At 64.0% G+C, this 15,953-nt stretch carries 12 protein-coding genes; 4 read left to right on the top strand and 8 right to left on the bottom strand.

Features of this window, described 5'->3' with window-relative positions; all coding sequences use genetic code 11:
• Window positions 1-140: 140 nt before the first annotated feature.
• The gene (locus llg_RS02130) at window positions 141-3,926 is read left to right on the top strand and encodes a hypothetical protein (RefSeq protein ID WP_338287877.1); all 3,786 of its coding nucleotides are present in this window, start codon (window positions 141-143) and stop codon (window positions 3,924-3,926) included.
• Entirely contained in the window at window positions 3,926-4,753 is an 828-nt protein-coding gene (locus tag llg_RS02125) for a hypothetical protein (protein ID WP_338287876.1), read from the top strand. Before llg_RS02130 ends, llg_RS02125 begins: the two co-directional genes overlap by 1 nt.
• Before the next feature lie 9 nt (window positions 4,754-4,762).
• Here llg_RS02125 and llg_RS02120 read toward each other — a convergent pair whose 3' ends face one another.
• From llg_RS02120 to llg_RS02100, 5 genes are all read right to left on the bottom strand, one after another.
• Window positions 4,763-5,674 (bottom strand): EamA family transporter, encoded by a 912-nt coding sequence (locus tag llg_RS02120; RefSeq protein WP_338287875.1) that lies wholly within the window; start codon window positions 5,672-5,674, stop codon window positions 4,763-4,765.
• Between the two features lie 78 nt (window positions 5,675-5,752).
• Window positions 5,753-7,039 (bottom strand): diaminopimelate decarboxylase, encoded by a 1,287-nt coding sequence (lysA, locus tag llg_RS02115; protein WP_338287874.1) that lies wholly within the window; start codon window positions 7,037-7,039, stop codon window positions 5,753-5,755.
• Between the two features lie 116 nt (window positions 7,040-7,155).
• On the bottom strand, window positions 7,156-7,983 hold the full coding sequence (locus tag llg_RS02110; protein ID WP_338287872.1) for a protein phosphatase 2C domain-containing protein: 828 nt from the start codon (window positions 7,981-7,983) through the stop codon (window positions 7,156-7,158).
• Between the two features lie 14 nt (window positions 7,984-7,997).
• Window positions 7,998-9,041, bottom strand: coding sequence for a hypothetical protein (locus tag llg_RS02105; protein WP_338287871.1), 1,044 nt, complete (start codon window positions 9,039-9,041; stop codon window positions 7,998-8,000).
• Between the two features lie 43 nt (window positions 9,042-9,084).
• Complete coding sequence (locus llg_RS02100; RefSeq protein ID WP_338287870.1) at window positions 9,085-10,893, bottom strand: HSP90 family protein; 1,809 nt, start codon at window positions 10,891-10,893, stop codon at window positions 9,085-9,087.
• A gap of 312 nt (window positions 10,894-11,205) precedes the next feature.
• On the opposite strand from llg_RS02100, the gene llg_RS02095 reads away from it, so the two are divergent.
• Window positions 11,206-12,222, top strand: a complete 1,017-nt coding sequence (locus tag llg_RS02095; protein WP_338287868.1) for a glutamine synthetase beta-grasp domain-containing protein — start codon at window positions 11,206-11,208, stop codon at window positions 12,220-12,222.
• Between the two features lie 69 nt (window positions 12,223-12,291).
• On the opposite strand, the gene llg_RS02090 is transcribed toward llg_RS02095, so the two are convergent.
• From llg_RS02090 to llg_RS02080, 3 genes are all read right to left on the bottom strand, one after another.
• Window positions 12,292-13,482: a XylR family transcriptional regulator gene (locus llg_RS02090; protein ID WP_338287867.1), complete on the bottom strand. Its 1,191-nt coding sequence runs from the start codon at window positions 13,480-13,482 to the stop codon at window positions 12,292-12,294.
• Window positions 13,483-13,580: 98 nt separating this feature from the next.
• A complete protein-coding gene (locus llg_RS02085; RefSeq protein WP_338287866.1) occupies window positions 13,581-14,387 on the bottom strand; it encodes a protein-disulfide reductase DsbD domain-containing protein in 807 nt (268 codons plus the stop codon).
• A gap of 44 nt (window positions 14,388-14,431) precedes the next feature.
• Entirely contained in the window at window positions 14,432-14,830 is a 399-nt protein-coding gene (locus llg_RS02080; RefSeq protein ID WP_338287865.1) for a serine/threonine protein phosphatase, read from the bottom strand.
• Between the two features lie 103 nt (window positions 14,831-14,933).
• Between llg_RS02080 and llg_RS02075 the strand changes: the two genes are divergently transcribed.
• Entirely contained in the window at window positions 14,934-15,935 is a 1,002-nt protein-coding gene (locus tag llg_RS02075; protein WP_338287864.1) for an NAD-dependent epimerase/dehydratase family protein, read from the top strand.
• The last annotated feature ends 18 nt before the right edge of the window (window positions 15,936-15,953 follow it).

The raw sequence follows: 15,953 nt of genomic DNA, 5'->3' as shown, positions 1-15,953 counted from the left end.
TCGGTAGTTCTGCCGACGCCACTTCGGCAGATTTCCCGGAGGCCGTCGTATTTACTTCGTACGATATTGGGGCGAAGTTTCTTGCAATTCCTTATTGCATGAGACCGAGACTCCAGAAATTCCCAATTAAATCCAGAGCTGTGGATGAGCGGGGCTTCAGCCTCGTCATCACGCTGCTGATGATGATCCTTCTCAGCATCCTCGCGTTGGGGTTGCTATCGTTATCCTCGATTTCCCTGAGGACGTCCACCAAGGGGGCGGCGCAAGCGACCGCCCGGGCGAATGCCCGGATGGCTCTGGCTCTGGCGATCGGCCAGTTGCAGACCTTGGCGGGCCAGGATACCCGGGCGACTGCGTCCGCCGCCCAGTTGGAGCTGGATGCCAAGGCGGGCTCCGCGGCCAAGAGCCAGGACGTGGTCCAGCCCCACTGGGTGGGAGTGTGGCCCACCACGGTGAGTGCCGGAACCAACACCGGCTTCCTCGTCGGCCGGTTCGGCTCGGGCGCGGACAAGGAAAACTACCTGATGGACGTGCGGAATGCCTCCACGCCGGCTTCCGGCGACGGGACCTTCGATGCGACCCGCAATGATTTCTCCGGGAAGGGCCAGCTTGGCTGGCTGGTGTCGAGCCCCGCGGGGACCACGCCCGATCCGCGGACCTTCAGCGCCAGCGAGGAGACAAGCAAAGTGCTGTTCGGCGCGGAGTGGGCTCGCTCGTCGGATCCGGTTTTGAAAAAGAAAGCGGTGTCCGCGCCCCTGGTCCGGGTGAAGGATGCTCTGAACCAGGACGGTGCCTATGCCTATTGGGTCAGTGACGAGAGTGAGAAGGCGAACATCGCGGTCGATGGCACCCAGATCGAAGGCTCGCAGAATTCGCTGGCGGTCGCGCAGACCTCGCAGGCGGATCTGGTGGACGCGGCTTTCCAAGGCCACGGCGCGCTTGCTCGCAAGCAGGGCTCCCCGGTGTCGAAGGTCGGCACGCTCAACACCAGCGCGCTGCTGCCGCTCTCGGGCGGTTCGGGCAATTTGCCGGAGATGGTCAAGCAGCACGCCCACGACCTCACGGCCACGAGCGTGGGTTTGCTGACGAATCCCCAGACCGGTGGATACCAGCAGGACCTCTCGGCGTTCCTGGCCCGCTCGGAAACCATCACCGACAGCACGTCCCTGAGCGCGTCGTCCAGCGGCTTCAATGCGGATGGTTCCATCGGCACCCCCGGGCTGTCGATCGGCACTCCGCTCGTGTATGGAGAGCGCCACACCGAGACGGCCCCGCGCTTCGGGGCGCTCAAGGCCTGGGCGGATCTCGCGAAGACCGTGAACGGCTCCGGCGCGAACGCGCAGATCGCCGCCACCCTGCCGCCTTTTACCACCACGCACCCCTACAAGGGGCCGGATATCACCCGCATCGCCGCCCAGGCCATCCATCCGGTGATGACGGAGTTCACCGTGGGTTTCGACTTCAGCCCGTTCAGCACGCCGCAGACCGGTCGCGCCGCGGACAAGGACGGCCTGCGCCTGCATCTCTATCCGCGGGTGGTGCTCTGGAATCCCTACAACGTGGCGATCAACGCTCCGGCCTACCTGGCGGTCATGCGCTATGATCCGCGCGTTTCCTTCACCATGCGTGGCACTTCGCTGACCTCCTCGTACTACGCCACGAATTCTTCCTCCCACTACGCCTATCCGTATCTGCTTTCCATGTTGGAGCAGGACGAGAACTACACCAACAACTGCCTGGTCTTCTCCACCGAGCCCGCGGTGATCCCACCGGGCCAGGCGCTGGTGTTCACGCCGGATTCCTCGAAAGGCGCGGGCGGGCTCCTGAACGGCACCGCGGCAAAATACGATCCGCGCAATCTGGAAATGAACGTCCTGACCTGCCGCCAGCCGGTCGGGCAGGAGAACTTCTACGCCGACGCGCCAATCACCTCGCGCTTCGCGGGCGTGCCGAAGACCGGGGACAACACGGTCTACCGGTGGAGCTACACGAACGATGTCGGCATGTTCTACCAGTTCAAGCCGCTGCCCCGGGGCGCGAAGGCTGTCACCATCAAGGACGTGGTCAACTACCAGTCCCTCCAGTACGTCGTGCCGAACGCGCAGGGCACCAGTTACCTGACCTACGAGGGTCTGAAGGATGGCACCAACAGCGAGGGCCAGATCTTCGAGGAATACGGGTTGCGGACAAAGCGCCACCAGCAGAGCACCTGGCGCGTGGGCGTCCGCGTGCGTTACTTCGATGAGTCGAACGAGTGGTCCGTGCGCACCAACGATGGCGCGCTGGTGATGGGGGCGACTCCGTTCGTCTCGGCGTGGGCGCAGTACAACCTGCGCGGCGGCCATGTCCATACCGCCTGGCTGGGGCCGAACGTGAATTACAACAGCGATGTCGGCAAGGCGTGGGAATGGAACCCGGGTGGCAACTACATCAACGTCCGCAACCACATCTCCAACGACGACCCGCGCGTGCAGGCCGTGCCGAACGACAACGGCCAGTTCACCATGCCGCCGTTCGGCACCGCGCAGGATTTGGGCGGCGTGCAGTCCTTCGTCTTCTACGAGATCCCGCGCCAGGACACGCCGGTTGCGTCTCTCGCGCAGTTCCAGAATGCCGAGCTTTCCTATCAGAACTACCAGCCGGGCAATGTGGTCGGATGGTCGTTCCAGAGCACCCTCAGCGAGCGCGGTGCCACTGTCGTGCGACCTGGCCGCGCCGGCAGCGCGACGGTGTCGACCCAGGATGACATCTCGCAGGCGGGCCGCTGGACGACCGGGCACGCGGGCCTGATCCAGCGGGACAAGACCCAGAAGGATGGCATCCTGCTGTATGACATGCCCTTCGAGGTGAACCAGCGGCTGTTCGACAACTACTACCTCTCCACCATTCCCTACGGCTCCTCGGGTTCGACCTGGAATCTCCAGACGGCGCTGCCGAACGGCCGCCTGCGTCCGGTGTTCAGCAATTCCGTGAGCGAATCCCGCGCGCAGCTCGGCAATTTGGAAACCGCCTTCAACAAGTCCGCGGCGTTGCTCGGCAACTATGGCGCGTTCAACGTGAACTCGACCTCCGAGGATGCCTGGGTGGCTCACCTCAGCGCGCTGCGCGGCCTGAAGCGGAACACGCTCCAGGGCTCGGGTGGCACAGACTCCCCATACTCCCGGTTCCAGACGGCTCCTGCCTTCAGCGGCGCGCCTTCCAGTTGGATCGATCCGGCGGCATGGAGCAGTTCCCGTGGCCTCAGCGATGACGAGATCCGGAAACTGGCCGCGGCGATCGTGACCGAGGTGAAGCTCCGCGGGCCGTTCGTCTCTCTTTCGGACTTCGTGAACCGCCGCTTGGTCGATGCACCGTCATCCGCGAGCTCGTCGCTCACCGAAGACCCGGAGAGGGCCACCTTGGAAGCCACCGGCCGCTACGGCGCGCTCGATGCCGCCATCCGCCGTGCGGGACTGAACAAGAGCCTGGAAACGCCTGGTAGCGGCGGGACGCTCAAGGGGCGTCTGGCCGGCTGCGAGCAGGTCGTGACTTCGGACGATCTCGCGAAGGGCTACGTGCCTTACGGTTCCCAGCCGGACTACAAGACCATCGGTCTGCCGGGTTACCTGACGCAGGGCGACCTGCTGTCCTCGCTCGCGCCCACGCTCACCGCCCGCGGCGATACCTTCCTCGTCCGTGCCTACGGCGATGCCCGCGATGGTGAAGGCAAGGTGGTGGCCAGCACCTGGTGCGAGGCCGTGGTGCAGCGCACGCCCGACTACGTCGATCCCGCGAACGAATCCGCCACCCGCGCGTTGATCCCCGCATCGTCCACGGTGAACAGCCCGTTCCTTAGCGAGAATGGCAAGCTGTCTGCTTTGAACAAGCAGTTCGGCCGTCGTTACCAAATCGTTTCCTTCCGTTGGCTCAAAGCATCCGAAGTCTGATGAAAACCGCGTTTCTCCATTCCGTTTCCTGGGCGCTCCTCACGGTGGCCCTGCATGCCGATCCGGTCGCCGGAGGTCCGCCTCCCGCAGCCCGCGTGACCGTCGTCGCGCTGGGCTCGCTGCCGAAGAGCGTCGTCAAGTGGGGCACCGGCGGCGAGGTCGAATACGAGATGAGCCAGCGCCAGACGATGCCGCCGACCGGCCTGCAGGTGAAGGTGGTGAACAACGGCGCGACCAAGTACGAGCCGTTTCCCTTCACGCTGAACATTCCGTCCATGCCGGTGCCGTTCGGGGCCGAGGGACTCGCGTTGTTCGGTGCGGATGCCGCGAAGTCCGAGCAGGAGCAGAAGGCTCCGTCGGCGACGTTGACCATCCCCACGGTGAAGGGTGTCGATTACCAGATGGTGATGATGTGGCGGAACGATCCGAAGGACGACTGGAGCCATCCGTTGTTCCATCCGCTGGATCTGTCCGAAACCAGTGTTCCGGCGGGCAGTTTCTACTTCATCAACTTCACCCAGCGCTCGGTGCGGCTGTTGACTCCGCAGACGAACCAGGCCCGCCCGCTGGCGTTCAAGTCGGGGGTGGTGGTGCCGCCGGTGAAGGGTGCGCCGACCCTCAACTACAAGATCGATTGCCTGGGCCGGAACAACGAGATCCTGCCGATCGTGTTCTCCGGTCTGAAGGCCGATCCGGTGTCCCGGAACGTGGTCGTGGTGTATGAGGGCGGCGATGGCCGGCCGGTGTCCGCGACCTTCCCGATCCCGGTGAAGCCGGTGGCGGAGAGCAAGAAGGATGGCGCGGTCAACTCCGTGGCCGCCCATTGAGGGCAGTTGTCACGATTCCTGGTCCACGCGCTTTTTTCGCCACCGCGGAATCAGCGCGTGGAGGAGATTCGCCATCACGATGGTGAGCGCGCCTGCGTAGAACCCGGCGTGCAGGTCCTTGTGTTCGCCGAAGAGCAGCGCGGCGGCGAGGATGCCGTAGACCGGCTCGAAGTTGATCGCGAGGTTGCTGGTGTAGGCGCTGAGCGATCGCAGCAGGTGGATGTGGAAACCGTGCGCGAACACGGTGCACACCCAGGCGAGGATCAGCAGCCACAGCCAGTCGAGGCCGTGGAAGGCGAGGAGCCCGCGATAGGCGGTGCCGGGATCGGCGAGGTGGCCGGTGAGGACCGGCTGGAGGATCAGCACGGTGGCGCATGCGCCGAGCATTTCCCACGCGACCATGGTCTGGATGTCGAGGTCGCTGGTGTTCACCACGCGGCGGTTGAGCACCGGGAAGATCGCGGCCAGGAAAGCGGCACCGAGAGCGACCAGCAGGCCCAGCCAGCGGCCGCGCTCGAAACCCGCGACCATCGCCAGTCCGGCGACGATCAGCAGGCCGAGTCCGACCTCCAGCGGCCGGATCGGACGTTTCTCCAGCAGCGGCTCGGTGAAGGCGGTGAACAGCGAGATCGTCGCCATGCCCGCCAGGCAGATCGAGATGTTCGAAAGCTGGATGGCTCCGAAGAAGCAGGTCCAGTGCAGGCCGATGATCGCACCGATGCCGAGCAGGCCCATCAGTTGCCGCCGCGGCACGAACAGCGGACGCCGCCGGACCATTTTCACGAGGAGCGCGGCTCCGATCGCCGCCAACAGCGTGCGCCATGTCACCAGTGCGGGCGCTGGCAGCGAGATCAGCCGGCCGAGGATGGCGGTGGCGGCCAGCAGCACGACGAGCAGGTGGAGTTGGAACAGGGGAGGCATGGCGCGGGGCGTTGAAACAAAAAACGCGGTGGCGGCTTTCCTGAAGCCGACCACCGCGTTTGGAAACCTGGCAACCGTTCAGAGTTCGCCGACGAGGAGGTCGTCGAGTGTCTGGCGCTTGCGGACCACGGTGGCCGTGCCGCCATCGACGAGGATCTCGGCCGGCAGCGGGCGGGTGTTGTAGTTCGAGGCCATCACGAAGCCGTAGGCACCGGCGCTCATCAGGGCGACGGTCTCGCCCGGCTGGAAGTCCGGCAGCTCGCGGTCCTGGCAGAAGAAGTCGCCGCTTTCGCAGATCGGGCCGACGACGTCGACCTTGAGGCGCTCCGGACCGGCCTGCTTCAGCGGCACGATCTCGTGGTGGCCTTCATAGAGGGCCGGGCGGATCAGGTCGTTCATGCCGGCGTCCACGATCTTGAAGGTCTTCGCGGTGCCCTTCTTCTCGTAGAGGCAGTGGGTGAGCAGCACTCCGGCGTTGCCCACGATGTAGCGGCCGGGCTCAAGGAGGATCTTCAGACCGAGGTCCTTGATCAGCGGGACGACGGAGGCACCGTATTGCTCGATGGTGAGCGGGCGGTCCGCGTCGGCCTGGTGGTCCCACCAATCCTGCGCGCCGGACTCCAGCGACTCACGGTAGACGATGCCGATGCCACCGCCGATCGACCAGAACTCGATGCCGTGCTTTTCCTTCAGCGCGGTGGCGAGCGGGGCGACCTTCTTGACCGCTTCCACGAAGGGGTCGACGGAGGTGAGCTGGGAGCCGATGTGCATTTGCAGGCCACGCAGCTTGACGTTCTTCAGCTCCTTCGAGGCGCGGTCGTAGACCTCCTCGATGAAACCGAAGTCCACGCCGAACTTGTTCTCGGACTTGCCGGTGGAGATGTACTTGTGGGTCTTCGCGTCGACGTTCGGGTTCACGCGGACGGCGACAGGGGCGATCACGCCGAGTTCACCGGCGACCTGGTCGATGTAGCGCAGCTCGGCTTCGCTTTCGACGTTGAAGGAGTAGATGCCCTGCTGGAGCGCGTATTCGATTTCCGCACGGGTCTTGCCGACACCGGCGAAGGTGCAGTGGGCCGGATCGCCGCCGGCCTTGATCACGCGGTAGAGTTCACCGCCGGAGACGATGTCGAAACCGGCGCCTTCCTTGGCCAGCAGGCGCAGCACGGAAAGGTTGGAGTTCGCTTTCACCGCGTAGGCCACCTCGTGGTCGATTCCGGCGAGCGCTTGGTCGAGGCGGCGGAAGTGATCGAGGATCGTGTTCGCGGAATAGACGTAGAGCGGGGTGCCGTGGGTCTCCGCGAGCGCCTGGAGGTCGACGTTCTCACAGAAAAGGGAGCCGTTCTTGTAAGCGAAACCGTGCATGGGACGGCTGTTTTAGACGCCGGGGAGCGGGTGCCAAGCGCGAAGAGTCGAGCGGTGGCAGGCTGCCGGGTGGAGGGATAGGTCCTATAGGACTTATAGGACCTATGGGCGGACCGTCATTCGGTCTCGGCGACTTCGATCAGGAGAGCCGTGGTGTTGTCCCGACCGGATTCCATCACCGCGTCCAGCACCAGACGGGAGGCATCCAGCTCGCCGCGGGCGATTTCCGCCATCCGGCGGTCCCAGAGGCCGTCCACCAGCCCGTCCGAGCAGATCAGGAAACGGTCGCCGGGCTGGTAGGCTACGCGGCCGATATGGGGATCGATGGTTTTCTGGCCGCCGCCGAGAGCCTGGGACAGGGCATGGCGGTGCGGATGGCCGCGGGCCTCGCGCTCGTTGATCTTGCCAGCGCGGCGCAGCCAGCCGACGTGGGAGTGGTCGTGGGTGATCTGGATCATTTCGCCGTCCTTCGGCAGGTAGTAGATCCGGCTGTCGCCGATGTGGCAGAAACACAGCCAGCCGGGCATGAACCAGCCGAGGCTGAGGGTCGCTCCCATGCCGTGGCATTCCTCGTAGTGGCGGCCGAGATCGACGATCGCGGCGTGGATGCTGTCGAATAGCTCGCCGAGCACGTCCTCGAAGCCCGCGTCGAGGTGTTGGGCGGCCATGCCGAAGCTTTTCGGGAGCAGGCGGGTGATCTTCTCCACGGCGATCTTGCTCGCGAACTCGCCGGATTTCGCGCCGCCCATGCCGTCGCTCACGGCGAACACGTAGTCGGATTGCGCCATCGAGCCGTGGCCGTTTTTGCCGAGGTAGTGGAACTCGCGGGCGTCGAAGGTCAGGGCGAGGAAGGCATCCTCGTTGTTCGCCCGGAACCGGCCGGGATGGGTCATGCCGGACCAACGGAGGATGGCGGGTGGTAAGGTGTCTGGAGCGGAGTCCATGGAGGAAGAAGGCGCTAATTCCGTTCCCGTATCCTGGCAAGTGTCTGGTCGAAATGGTCGCTGTGCCACGAATTTCCGTTCCGGCGGTCGAAGGCCGCGGCGAGGGTCCTGCCTTCCTGCTCGAACCGTTCAGCGAGGTCCGCAGGTGAAAGCGGCTTGTCGCCCCAGGCCACGAGCCATTTGGAGGGCAAGGGCAGTTTCACGGCACCTTGCTGCTTTCCGGCGAGTGCCTGGCACACGGCGGTCGCGCCGAGCAGAAAGTGGTAGTGCGATTTGGGATTCCGGTTTTGCTCCAGCCAGCCGATATGCGTCTTGAGGAGCCGTGTCCCGCGTTCGATTTGGCCGCTGGCAGCCAGGTAGGCCATGTGAATGCCCACCTCGCCAACAAACTGGATGTTCGAGCGGATGAGCGGGTAGCCTTTCCGGTGGTGGGAGAGGGCGTTGTCCGGCTCGCCATTCAATTCGGCGGAGATCGCCAGATGAGGGAGGGTCAGGTGGGGAACCTCCGCGCAACGCATCCAGCCCGCCAAAATGGCCTTGGCCCGCTTGCACGCTTCCGCGTGATCGCCACGGCGAGCGGCATCCCGGACGAGCTCGTCGGCTTCGCAGGCGAGGCAGTCCGCGTGCTCATCCCTTTGCATGCTCAGGAACTGCTCGCGGAGCGGGTCCGTGTCATCAAGCCGCCCCATGGCGATCGCATTCTTCCATCGGATATAAATGGCGGTGCGTTCGCTGCCACCGGCATTCCGCAATTCCCGTTCATACTCGGCCTCCGCCTGGCGGATGCGATCGAGTGGCACCTCGGGATAGTTTTCAAGATTATGGGTGAGCCACTTGAAGCGCCACAAATAGGTGAACGGATTGACGGCCTCGGGATGGTCCCGTTTGAGGCGGGCCATCTGGGGCATCAACGCGAGGAAGAAATCCGTGGCACCGCCGAAGAGAGCCGCTTGGAGGATTTCCCCGAGCACCTCAAAGCGCAGCGAGGGATCCTCGTCCCGGCTGGCGAGATTCCACAGCTCGCGGGCCGCCTCGACCTTGGCGGAGCCATGGGGCATTTGTTTGACTTGGTGGAGGAGAGGCCGGATTTCCGTCATGGTGTCAGTGGGTCGAGACCCCCATTTCGATGAGCTGGAGCAGCCCGTCGGACAAGAGGCGGGTTTCTTTGGAGGTGATGGGATACTGGCCGAGGAGGAGGGCCTGGAGATAAAGGACTTCGGTGATGACGAGCAGGCGCTGGCGGTCTTTGACGTTCGTCAGGCGCTGGATGAGTGGATTTGCGGCGTTCAGATAGCAGACATGGTAAGCATCCTCCGCGAAGCGGGCGCTGATGTCACCGAGCAGCGAACTGAAAAAGCCGTCGGCATCCTCCTGGGACTGCTCCAGAGCGCGTTTCGAATGGGCCGCGTCATTTTGAACATAGAGCACGGGCAGGGTGGCCGGCTGGAAATGACGTGCCTCCACACGGCACTGGTGCGGGCGCAGTGCCGCTGCGGCAGCCTCGACGAGGTCCTCGAAGAGGTGGGCCTTGCCGGTGGCGAGCTCGCCGAGCTGGTCGGTGAAGCTCATGGCGCTGATTTCCTCCAGGCCGAGATCCGGGAGCTCCGCGGCCAAGGCGCTCATGAGCTCGGCATCGAAGACGTAGCCGGCGTTGATGAGGCAGCGGTTTTCGGCGGCTGCCACGGGTGCAAGCTGTCGATAGCGGTCCACCGAGATGCAATACCGGGGGCTGTCCTGCCGCCGGATTTCCTCGAAGCTCATGCGGCCCTGGGAGGTTTCGAACTGAAACCAGGGCGCGAAGAAGTGCAGGACATCACTGTCCTCAAGCGCGAGCGACTTGAGCGCCAGATGATGGGTCTGGATGATCACGGCGAGCTTGGCCTCGTCACTGACGGCGAGGCGGCGGAGGTAGGCCAGGATGCAGTCCCCGATTTCCTCCCGGGTGTCGTCCAAGGCCGGGCCCTCCATAAGGGACTCGCGCGAGGCCGTCGGTTGGAGCTTGGTGGTGTTGGCCAGGACGTTCACGAACACCGCCCAGTCAGGCACAATGCCCTCCGTGTGGTCGGAAAGCAGCATGCCCTTCAGGTAGAGGCGGTGCCGCGGCTTCGAATGGAGGCTCCGGGACTGCACGGAAATGAACGCCACCCCGGCCAAGCCGCCTTTTGCGGAGGAGATCGGGACCATGTCGATGAACTCCGATCCAAAATAGCCGGTTCCGGCTTCCCACATCGCCTTCTGATTCATGGCGGGCAGGCCGCCGTTGTCCCAGGGCGCTTCGGTATTCGTGATGCGACCGGACTGACCGCCCGCGTGCAGTTCGATGGAGATCGGAAGGTATTCGCCGTAGTGCGAGAACCAGTCCTTGAGCATGCGCGGTGAGCAAAGTTTGGTCTGCGATGCCTTGATCTTTAGATACAAACGGGTGCCGGCGGGGTGTTTGGTTTCAAGCGCCCGCACGTGGTAGGTGCCGTCGCCGCGTCCCCGCCATTCAACCGCGGGAGCATCTTCGTCGGCTGCGGAGCGCGTGATCAGCACGATTTCATCGCTGAGCACGAAGCACGAGAGCAGGCCGATCCCAAACTGCCCGATGAACTTCTCCCGGTCGCCCTGTTTTCCGGTCCGCTTCGAGGAGCCCCCGATGGTGGCGAGGAAAAGGTGCACCTCGTCCTCCGTCAGGCCGATTCCGTTGTCCTCGACCACCAGCGTGGGCGATTCCTTGTCGTCGATCCATTCGATGGTGATCGCTCCCCGGTGGGCCGGTTGCAGCGAGGTTCGGGCTGAGATTGCGTCCGTGCTGTTCTGGAGCAGTTCGCGAAACGCCACTGTCGGCGTGCTGTAAAGGTGCTCGGAAAGGACGCTGAGAATCCCGGCGAGATCCACTTGGAAACGCTGTTGAGGAGAAGCCGCCATGCAGGCGGATTTTGCTTTGGGAACGTCGCTTCGAACAACTCTATTCCAGTCCGTATCGATGAACCATCGATGCGAAATAAAGGGGTTACGGAACTCCTCCTCCTTTCCTCCGGCCCGCTTCTCCTGTCCTTATGGTGGCCGGACTAGCGGTGGAAATCCGCAGGTCACGTCTTCCACATGCCCGAAAAAATCAGGATTCAGTTGCGGATTGGCCCGGGAATTGCTTTTTAGCCGCCCGTGGGCGCGATGGTCCGTGAGGTCTAACGCGCCCTCGAATCATCCGCGAATCCGCAAACAACAACCACCACATCGATGCCCAAGTTCAAATTGGAGTATATCTGGCTCGACGGCTACACCCCCGTTCCGAACCTTCGTAGCAAGACCCAGATCAAGGAGTTCGAATCCTTCCCGACCCTCGAGCAGCTTCCGAACTGGGGCTTCGACGGTTCCTCCACCCAGCAGGCCGAAGGCCGCAGCTCGGACTGCGTGCTCAAGCCGGTCGCCATCTACCCGGACAGCACCCGCATCAATGGTGCCCTCGTGATGTGCGAAGTCATGATGCCGGACGGCGTCACCCCGCACCCGTCCAACACCCGCGCCACCATCCTCGACGACGTGGGCACCTGGTTCGGCTTCGAGCAGGAATATTTCCTCTATGAGAACGGCAAGCCCCTCGGTTTCCCGAAGGAAGGCTACCCGGCTCCGCAGGGTGAGTACTACACCGGCGTCGGCTTCAAGAACGTCGGTGACGTCGCCCGCCAGATCGTCGAGGAGCACCTCGACCTCTGCTTGGACGCTGGCATCAACCACGAAGGCATCAACGCCGAAGTGGCGAAGGGCCAGTGGGAATTCCAGATCTTCGGCAAGGGCTCCAAGCGCGCCGCCGACGAAATCTGGGTGGCCCGCTACATCCTCCTCCGCCTTTGCGAATCCTACGGCCTCGACGTCGAGTTCCATTGCAAGCCGATCAAGGGCGACTGGAACGGTTCCGGCATGCACTGCAACTTCTCCACCGAGCACATGCGTGAAGTCGGCGGCAAGGAGTACTTCGAGAAGCTCATGGCTGCCTTCGACAAGAACCGCGACGAGCACATCGCCGTCTACGGTCCGGACAACCACCTCCGCCTCACCGGCCTGCACGAGACCCAGTCCATCGACAAGTTCTCCTACGGCGTGGCCGACCGCGGTGCCTCGATCCGTATCCCGCACAGCTTCGTGAACAACGGCTACAAGGGTTACCTCGAAGACCGCCGTCCGAACTCCCAGGGCGACCCGTACGCGATCGCCGGCCGCGTTCTCAAGACGATCTCGGAAGTTCCGACCGCCTGAGATTGACGCGTCTTTATTGCTTCAAGAACGGTCGTCCGCTCGCGCGGGCGGCCGTTTTTTTGTGGGTGGCTAGACCGCCTTCCGGATCTCGCCGGTGGTCTTGCCGGTGTTGCGCTTGATGAAGCGGCAGATTTCCTCCGCGCCGGAGTAGCCGCAGTTTTCGGCGATGGCTTCCAGCGTCCAGTCGGTGGTGGTCAGGACCTCGATGAGATGGCGCAGCCGCAGCCGCTTGATCTCGTCCTTCGGGCTGTATTGGAGCTGGTCCTGGAAGCGTTGACGCAGGAGTTCGCGGGAGACGCCGCACAGCCGTGCCACTTCCGCGACCTGGATGTTGGTCCGCGGCACCTCGCGGCGGATCACGGCCAGGGCCTTGGTGACCACCGGGTCCTTGAGAATCACGTGGCGGGTCGATTCACGGGAAACGACCCCGGCTGGGGCGATGGCCTGGTGATGGTCGGTGCCTTTGGGGACCTCTCCCGATAGCATGCGATGGAGGAGCTTAGCGGCTTCGAAGCCGATGTGGCGGCCGGGGTAGGAGATGCTGCTGAGCGGCGGCTGGGTGGTGTGGCAGAAGACGATGTCATCATCCACGCCGAGCACCGGCATTTCCTCGGGGCAACGGATGCCCAGTTCGGCGAGGGCGGTGATGGTCCAGACCGCGGCGATGTCGTCCTTGGTGAAGATGCCGCAGGGGCGGGGGAGCTTGGAGAGCGGGCCGCGCATGGTTTCCCGGATACGCCGGACGCGGATGTCCTCCGGGAAGGCGGAGACAGGGATGTCGATGCGGTGGCTGCGGCCACCCGCGGCCTTTACGGCTTCTTCGAAACCCTTCCAGCGTGCCTCCGAATAACGGCGGGTGGATTCGTGGATGTAGCAGAAGTCGCGCAGCCCGAGTGCGGCCAGGTGATCGGCGGCCATCGCGCCGACCTTGGCATTGTCCAGCGTGACCCTTGGAAACACCGGGCCTCCCTCCGGGATTTCCGCGCTGAGATTCACCACGGAGATGCCGCGTGCTTTCCATGCCCGTCCCTCCTCGGCGGTGTAGCGGAAGACGATCAGCCCGTCGCCATCCCACGTCTCATCGATCACCGTGGCGGGCAGGTCGCCGCCGCTCGGTTGATTGAAGAACAATTGGAACGGTGCGTTCTGGCGCTGGAAATCCGTCAGTCCGGCGAAGATCCGGAAACTGAATCCCGTGGACCATTCCGGCAGGCGGACGCCAACGCGGAAGCGCCGGGGGAGCGACACGTCATCAAGCATGATGGGGCAGCTTCAGGGATTTTTTGGCAAAATGCCATAAAATCCTTTCGATTGCCAATTTGCCCAAAACGGCTGGCCAAATGCCTGTCAGTTTTCGCTTACGGGTAAGCGGGTTCCACCGTCGCCGCGGTGCCTGCGCCCGGTGCGAGCGGCTTCTCGCCGACGAGCACGCCGGGGAGGCTGGCCTTGTTCTTCGGGCTGTATTCGGAGCGCGGGGCGATCAGCCGGAAACCGTCGGCCAGCGGCTCGATCTTCTGGGGCGGATCGGACGAGATCTGTTCGTCGCTGGAGAAGAAATAGAGCGTGCCGGGTTGGGCGTCGTTGCCGCTGGCGCGGGTGAACTTCACCCGGATCTCGGCGGCGTCCTTCGCGGATTCGAGGGTGGCGGTCCACCCTTGCAGCGGCTGGGGAAGCTCGGCGCGGGCCTTGGCAATCTCGGCCGTCTGCGCGGTGGCGGGGAAATCGAGGGTGAGGATTTTGTTCCCCGGATAACAGCCGTCGGCACAGGCCATCCACGAGGCCTCGGCTTTCAGCTCCACCTTCTCCGGCACCACGGCGGGCGGGGTGATTTCGACGAGCAGCAGGATGTCCCGCTCGTAGCCATGGGCGGGATATTTCGCCATCATCACCCGCTCCGGTGTGGGCCACTGGATCGGACCTGCGGTGAATCCCTCCGGGAGCTGCCATTTCAGTTTGATGGGCACCCCGACGACGCCGGAGTTCTTCCAATACGTGTGGAACTTCGGGTGATGGTGGACCTTCAGGGCGACTGTGAACGGCTTCGCAGCGGTCACCGTGGCGACTTCGGACACCAGGGCGACGTCGACGCCCTTGGTCGCCTCCTCGGCGCTGAGCGCGGCGGAAAAGCCGGTGAGGGCCACAAGGCAGGAAAGGGCGACACGCATGGGCGGAAAAGAACGGTGGGGAGCGGGAAAACTTGCAAGCATCGTCACGCTTGAGCCGCCCTCGGATCGGGCAGGATCTCGGCCAGCTCGAAATCGATCAGGCAGAAGCGGCCGAGCTTGTCGGAGTAGGTCACGTTGCGCGGCTCCGCGTCGAGGTGGCGGATGCCGTAGTCGCGTTCCAGGTCGGCGAAAAGCTCGTCGGCGCGCTCCTTGCGGATCTGGTCGGCGATGCGGCCGCAGTTCGTGGAGACGAAGTAGAATTCCTCGGGGTGTTCTTCCACCAGGCGCGGCACGTAGGGGCAGCCGCGTTCCTCCAGCACCTTCAGGACGGCGACTTCGGTGGCGTATCGTTCGGCGGCGCCGGTGCCGCGGAGCCGCTTGTGGACGTGTCCTTGGAAATCGATCCGGACGGTCGAGCGGATGCCATCTTTGAGCTGCTTCATGCGGGTGGGGTGGAAGGCGGAACGCGCGGGCGCCGCCTTGAGTTTCTATCGAAATTGTAATAATTCAAATCGTGACCGGAAACCGGGCCGCCGAGACAACTCCATGATGAACGCAGTTCCGCGAGGACGGGTGATGGTGACGGGTGCCGCGGGATTCATTGGCGGGCATCTGGTGGAGGCTCTGGCCGCCGCCGGCTGGCTGGTGACGGGCGTGGATGTGTTCGATTCGTTTTACGATCCGGCCATCAAGCGCGCGACTGTCGCGGGGTTTCCGGAGAGCGTGACCATGATTGAGGCGGATATCCGCGACGCCGCCACGATGGACCGGATCGTGGCCGATGGAAAGTTCGATCAGGTTATTCACCTCGCCGCGCTCGCTGGGGTGCGGCCCTCGATCGAGCAACCGGCGACTTATGTGGAGACCAACGTCAACGGCACGCTCAACATCCTGGAAGCCTGCCGTAAGGCCGGGGTGACGCGCCTGTTGTTCGCCTCCAGTTCCTCGGTGTACGGCGCGGGGCAGGAGCCTCCTTTCCGGGAATCCCTGGCCATCAGCCGCACGCTCAGCCCCTACGCCGCCACCAAGGTGGCTGGGGAACACCTGTGTGCGGTGTATTCCCACCTTCACGGCATCCAGACCACCTGCCTGCGTTTCTTCACCGTTTACGGTCCCCGCCAGCGTCCGGATCTCGCGATCCACAAGTTCGCGAAACTCATGACGCAGGGCCAGGAGATCACGATGTTCGGAGATGGCAGCTCGCTGCGGGACTACACCTTCATCGAGGATCTCGTGGATGGATTGCTGCGGATCGTGGACGCGGAACCGGTGCCCTTCGAGGTGGTGAACCTCGGCTCGGGCCGCACGATTTCGCTCAAGCGGATGATCGAGGAGATCGCCGATGCCTTCGGGCAGAAGGCGAGGATCGTCGAGCTGCCGCCGCGTGCCTGTGACATGGAGACGACGCATGCGGACATCAGCTATGCGCGCGAGCGCTTCGGCTACAGCCCGCGCTGGTCGTTCACCGATGGCATCCGGAAATTCGCGGACTGGTATGGGCGCGAGGAGGGGCAGACCGCTGTTCCCGCCTTGTCGGGGGCCGTCTGAGCCTGCCCTGGTTTCCCC

It is taken from the genome of Luteolibacter sp. LG18, from assembly GCF_036322585.1.
In the GTDB taxonomy this organism is placed as follows: Bacteria; Verrucomicrobiota; Verrucomicrobiia; order Verrucomicrobiales; family Akkermansiaceae; genus Luteolibacter.
The sequence above is the reverse complement of the archived record's forward strand: the minus strand, read 5'-3'. Positions and strand labels throughout refer to the sequence as shown.

What these genes read in the sequence shown, in the direction of transcription:
- llg_RS02095 (WP_338287868.1), top strand. Translation starts at nt 11,206, where the DNA reads ATGCCCAAGTTCAAATTGGAGTATATCTGGCTCGACGGCTACACCCCC.
- llg_RS02100 (WP_338287870.1), bottom strand. Translation starts at nt 10,893, where the DNA reads ATGGCGGCTTCTCCTCAACAGCGTTTCCAAGTGGATCTCGCCGGGATT.
- lysA (WP_338287874.1), bottom strand. Translation starts at nt 7,039, where the DNA reads ATGCACGGTTTCGCTTACAAGAACGGCTCCCTTTTCTGTGAGAACGTC.
- llg_RS02085 (WP_338287866.1), bottom strand. Translation starts at nt 14,387, where the DNA reads ATGCGTGTCGCCCTTTCCTGCCTTGTGGCCCTCACCGGCTTTTCCGCC.
- llg_RS02105 (WP_338287871.1), bottom strand. Translation starts at nt 9,041, where the DNA reads ATGCCCCATGGCTCCGCCAAGGTCGAGGCGGCCCGCGAGCTGTGGAAT.
- llg_RS02120 (WP_338287875.1), bottom strand. Translation starts at nt 5,674, where the DNA reads ATGCCTCCCCTGTTCCAACTCCACCTGCTCGTCGTGCTGCTGGCCGCC.
- llg_RS02090 (WP_338287867.1), bottom strand. Translation starts at nt 13,482, where the DNA reads ATGCTTGATGACGTGTCGCTCCCCCGGCGCTTCCGCGTTGGCGTCCGC.
- llg_RS02125 (WP_338287876.1), top strand. Translation starts at nt 3,926, where the DNA reads ATGAAAACCGCGTTTCTCCATTCCGTTTCCTGGGCGCTCCTCACGGTG.
- llg_RS02075 (WP_338287864.1), top strand. Translation starts at nt 14,934, where the DNA reads ATGATGAACGCAGTTCCGCGAGGACGGGTGATGGTGACGGGTGCCGCG.
- llg_RS02110 (WP_338287872.1), bottom strand. Translation starts at nt 7,983, where the DNA reads ATGGACTCCGCTCCAGACACCTTACCACCCGCCATCCTCCGTTGGTCC.
- llg_RS02080 (WP_338287865.1), bottom strand. Translation starts at nt 14,830, where the DNA reads ATGAAGCAGCTCAAAGATGGCATCCGCTCGACCGTCCGGATCGATTTC.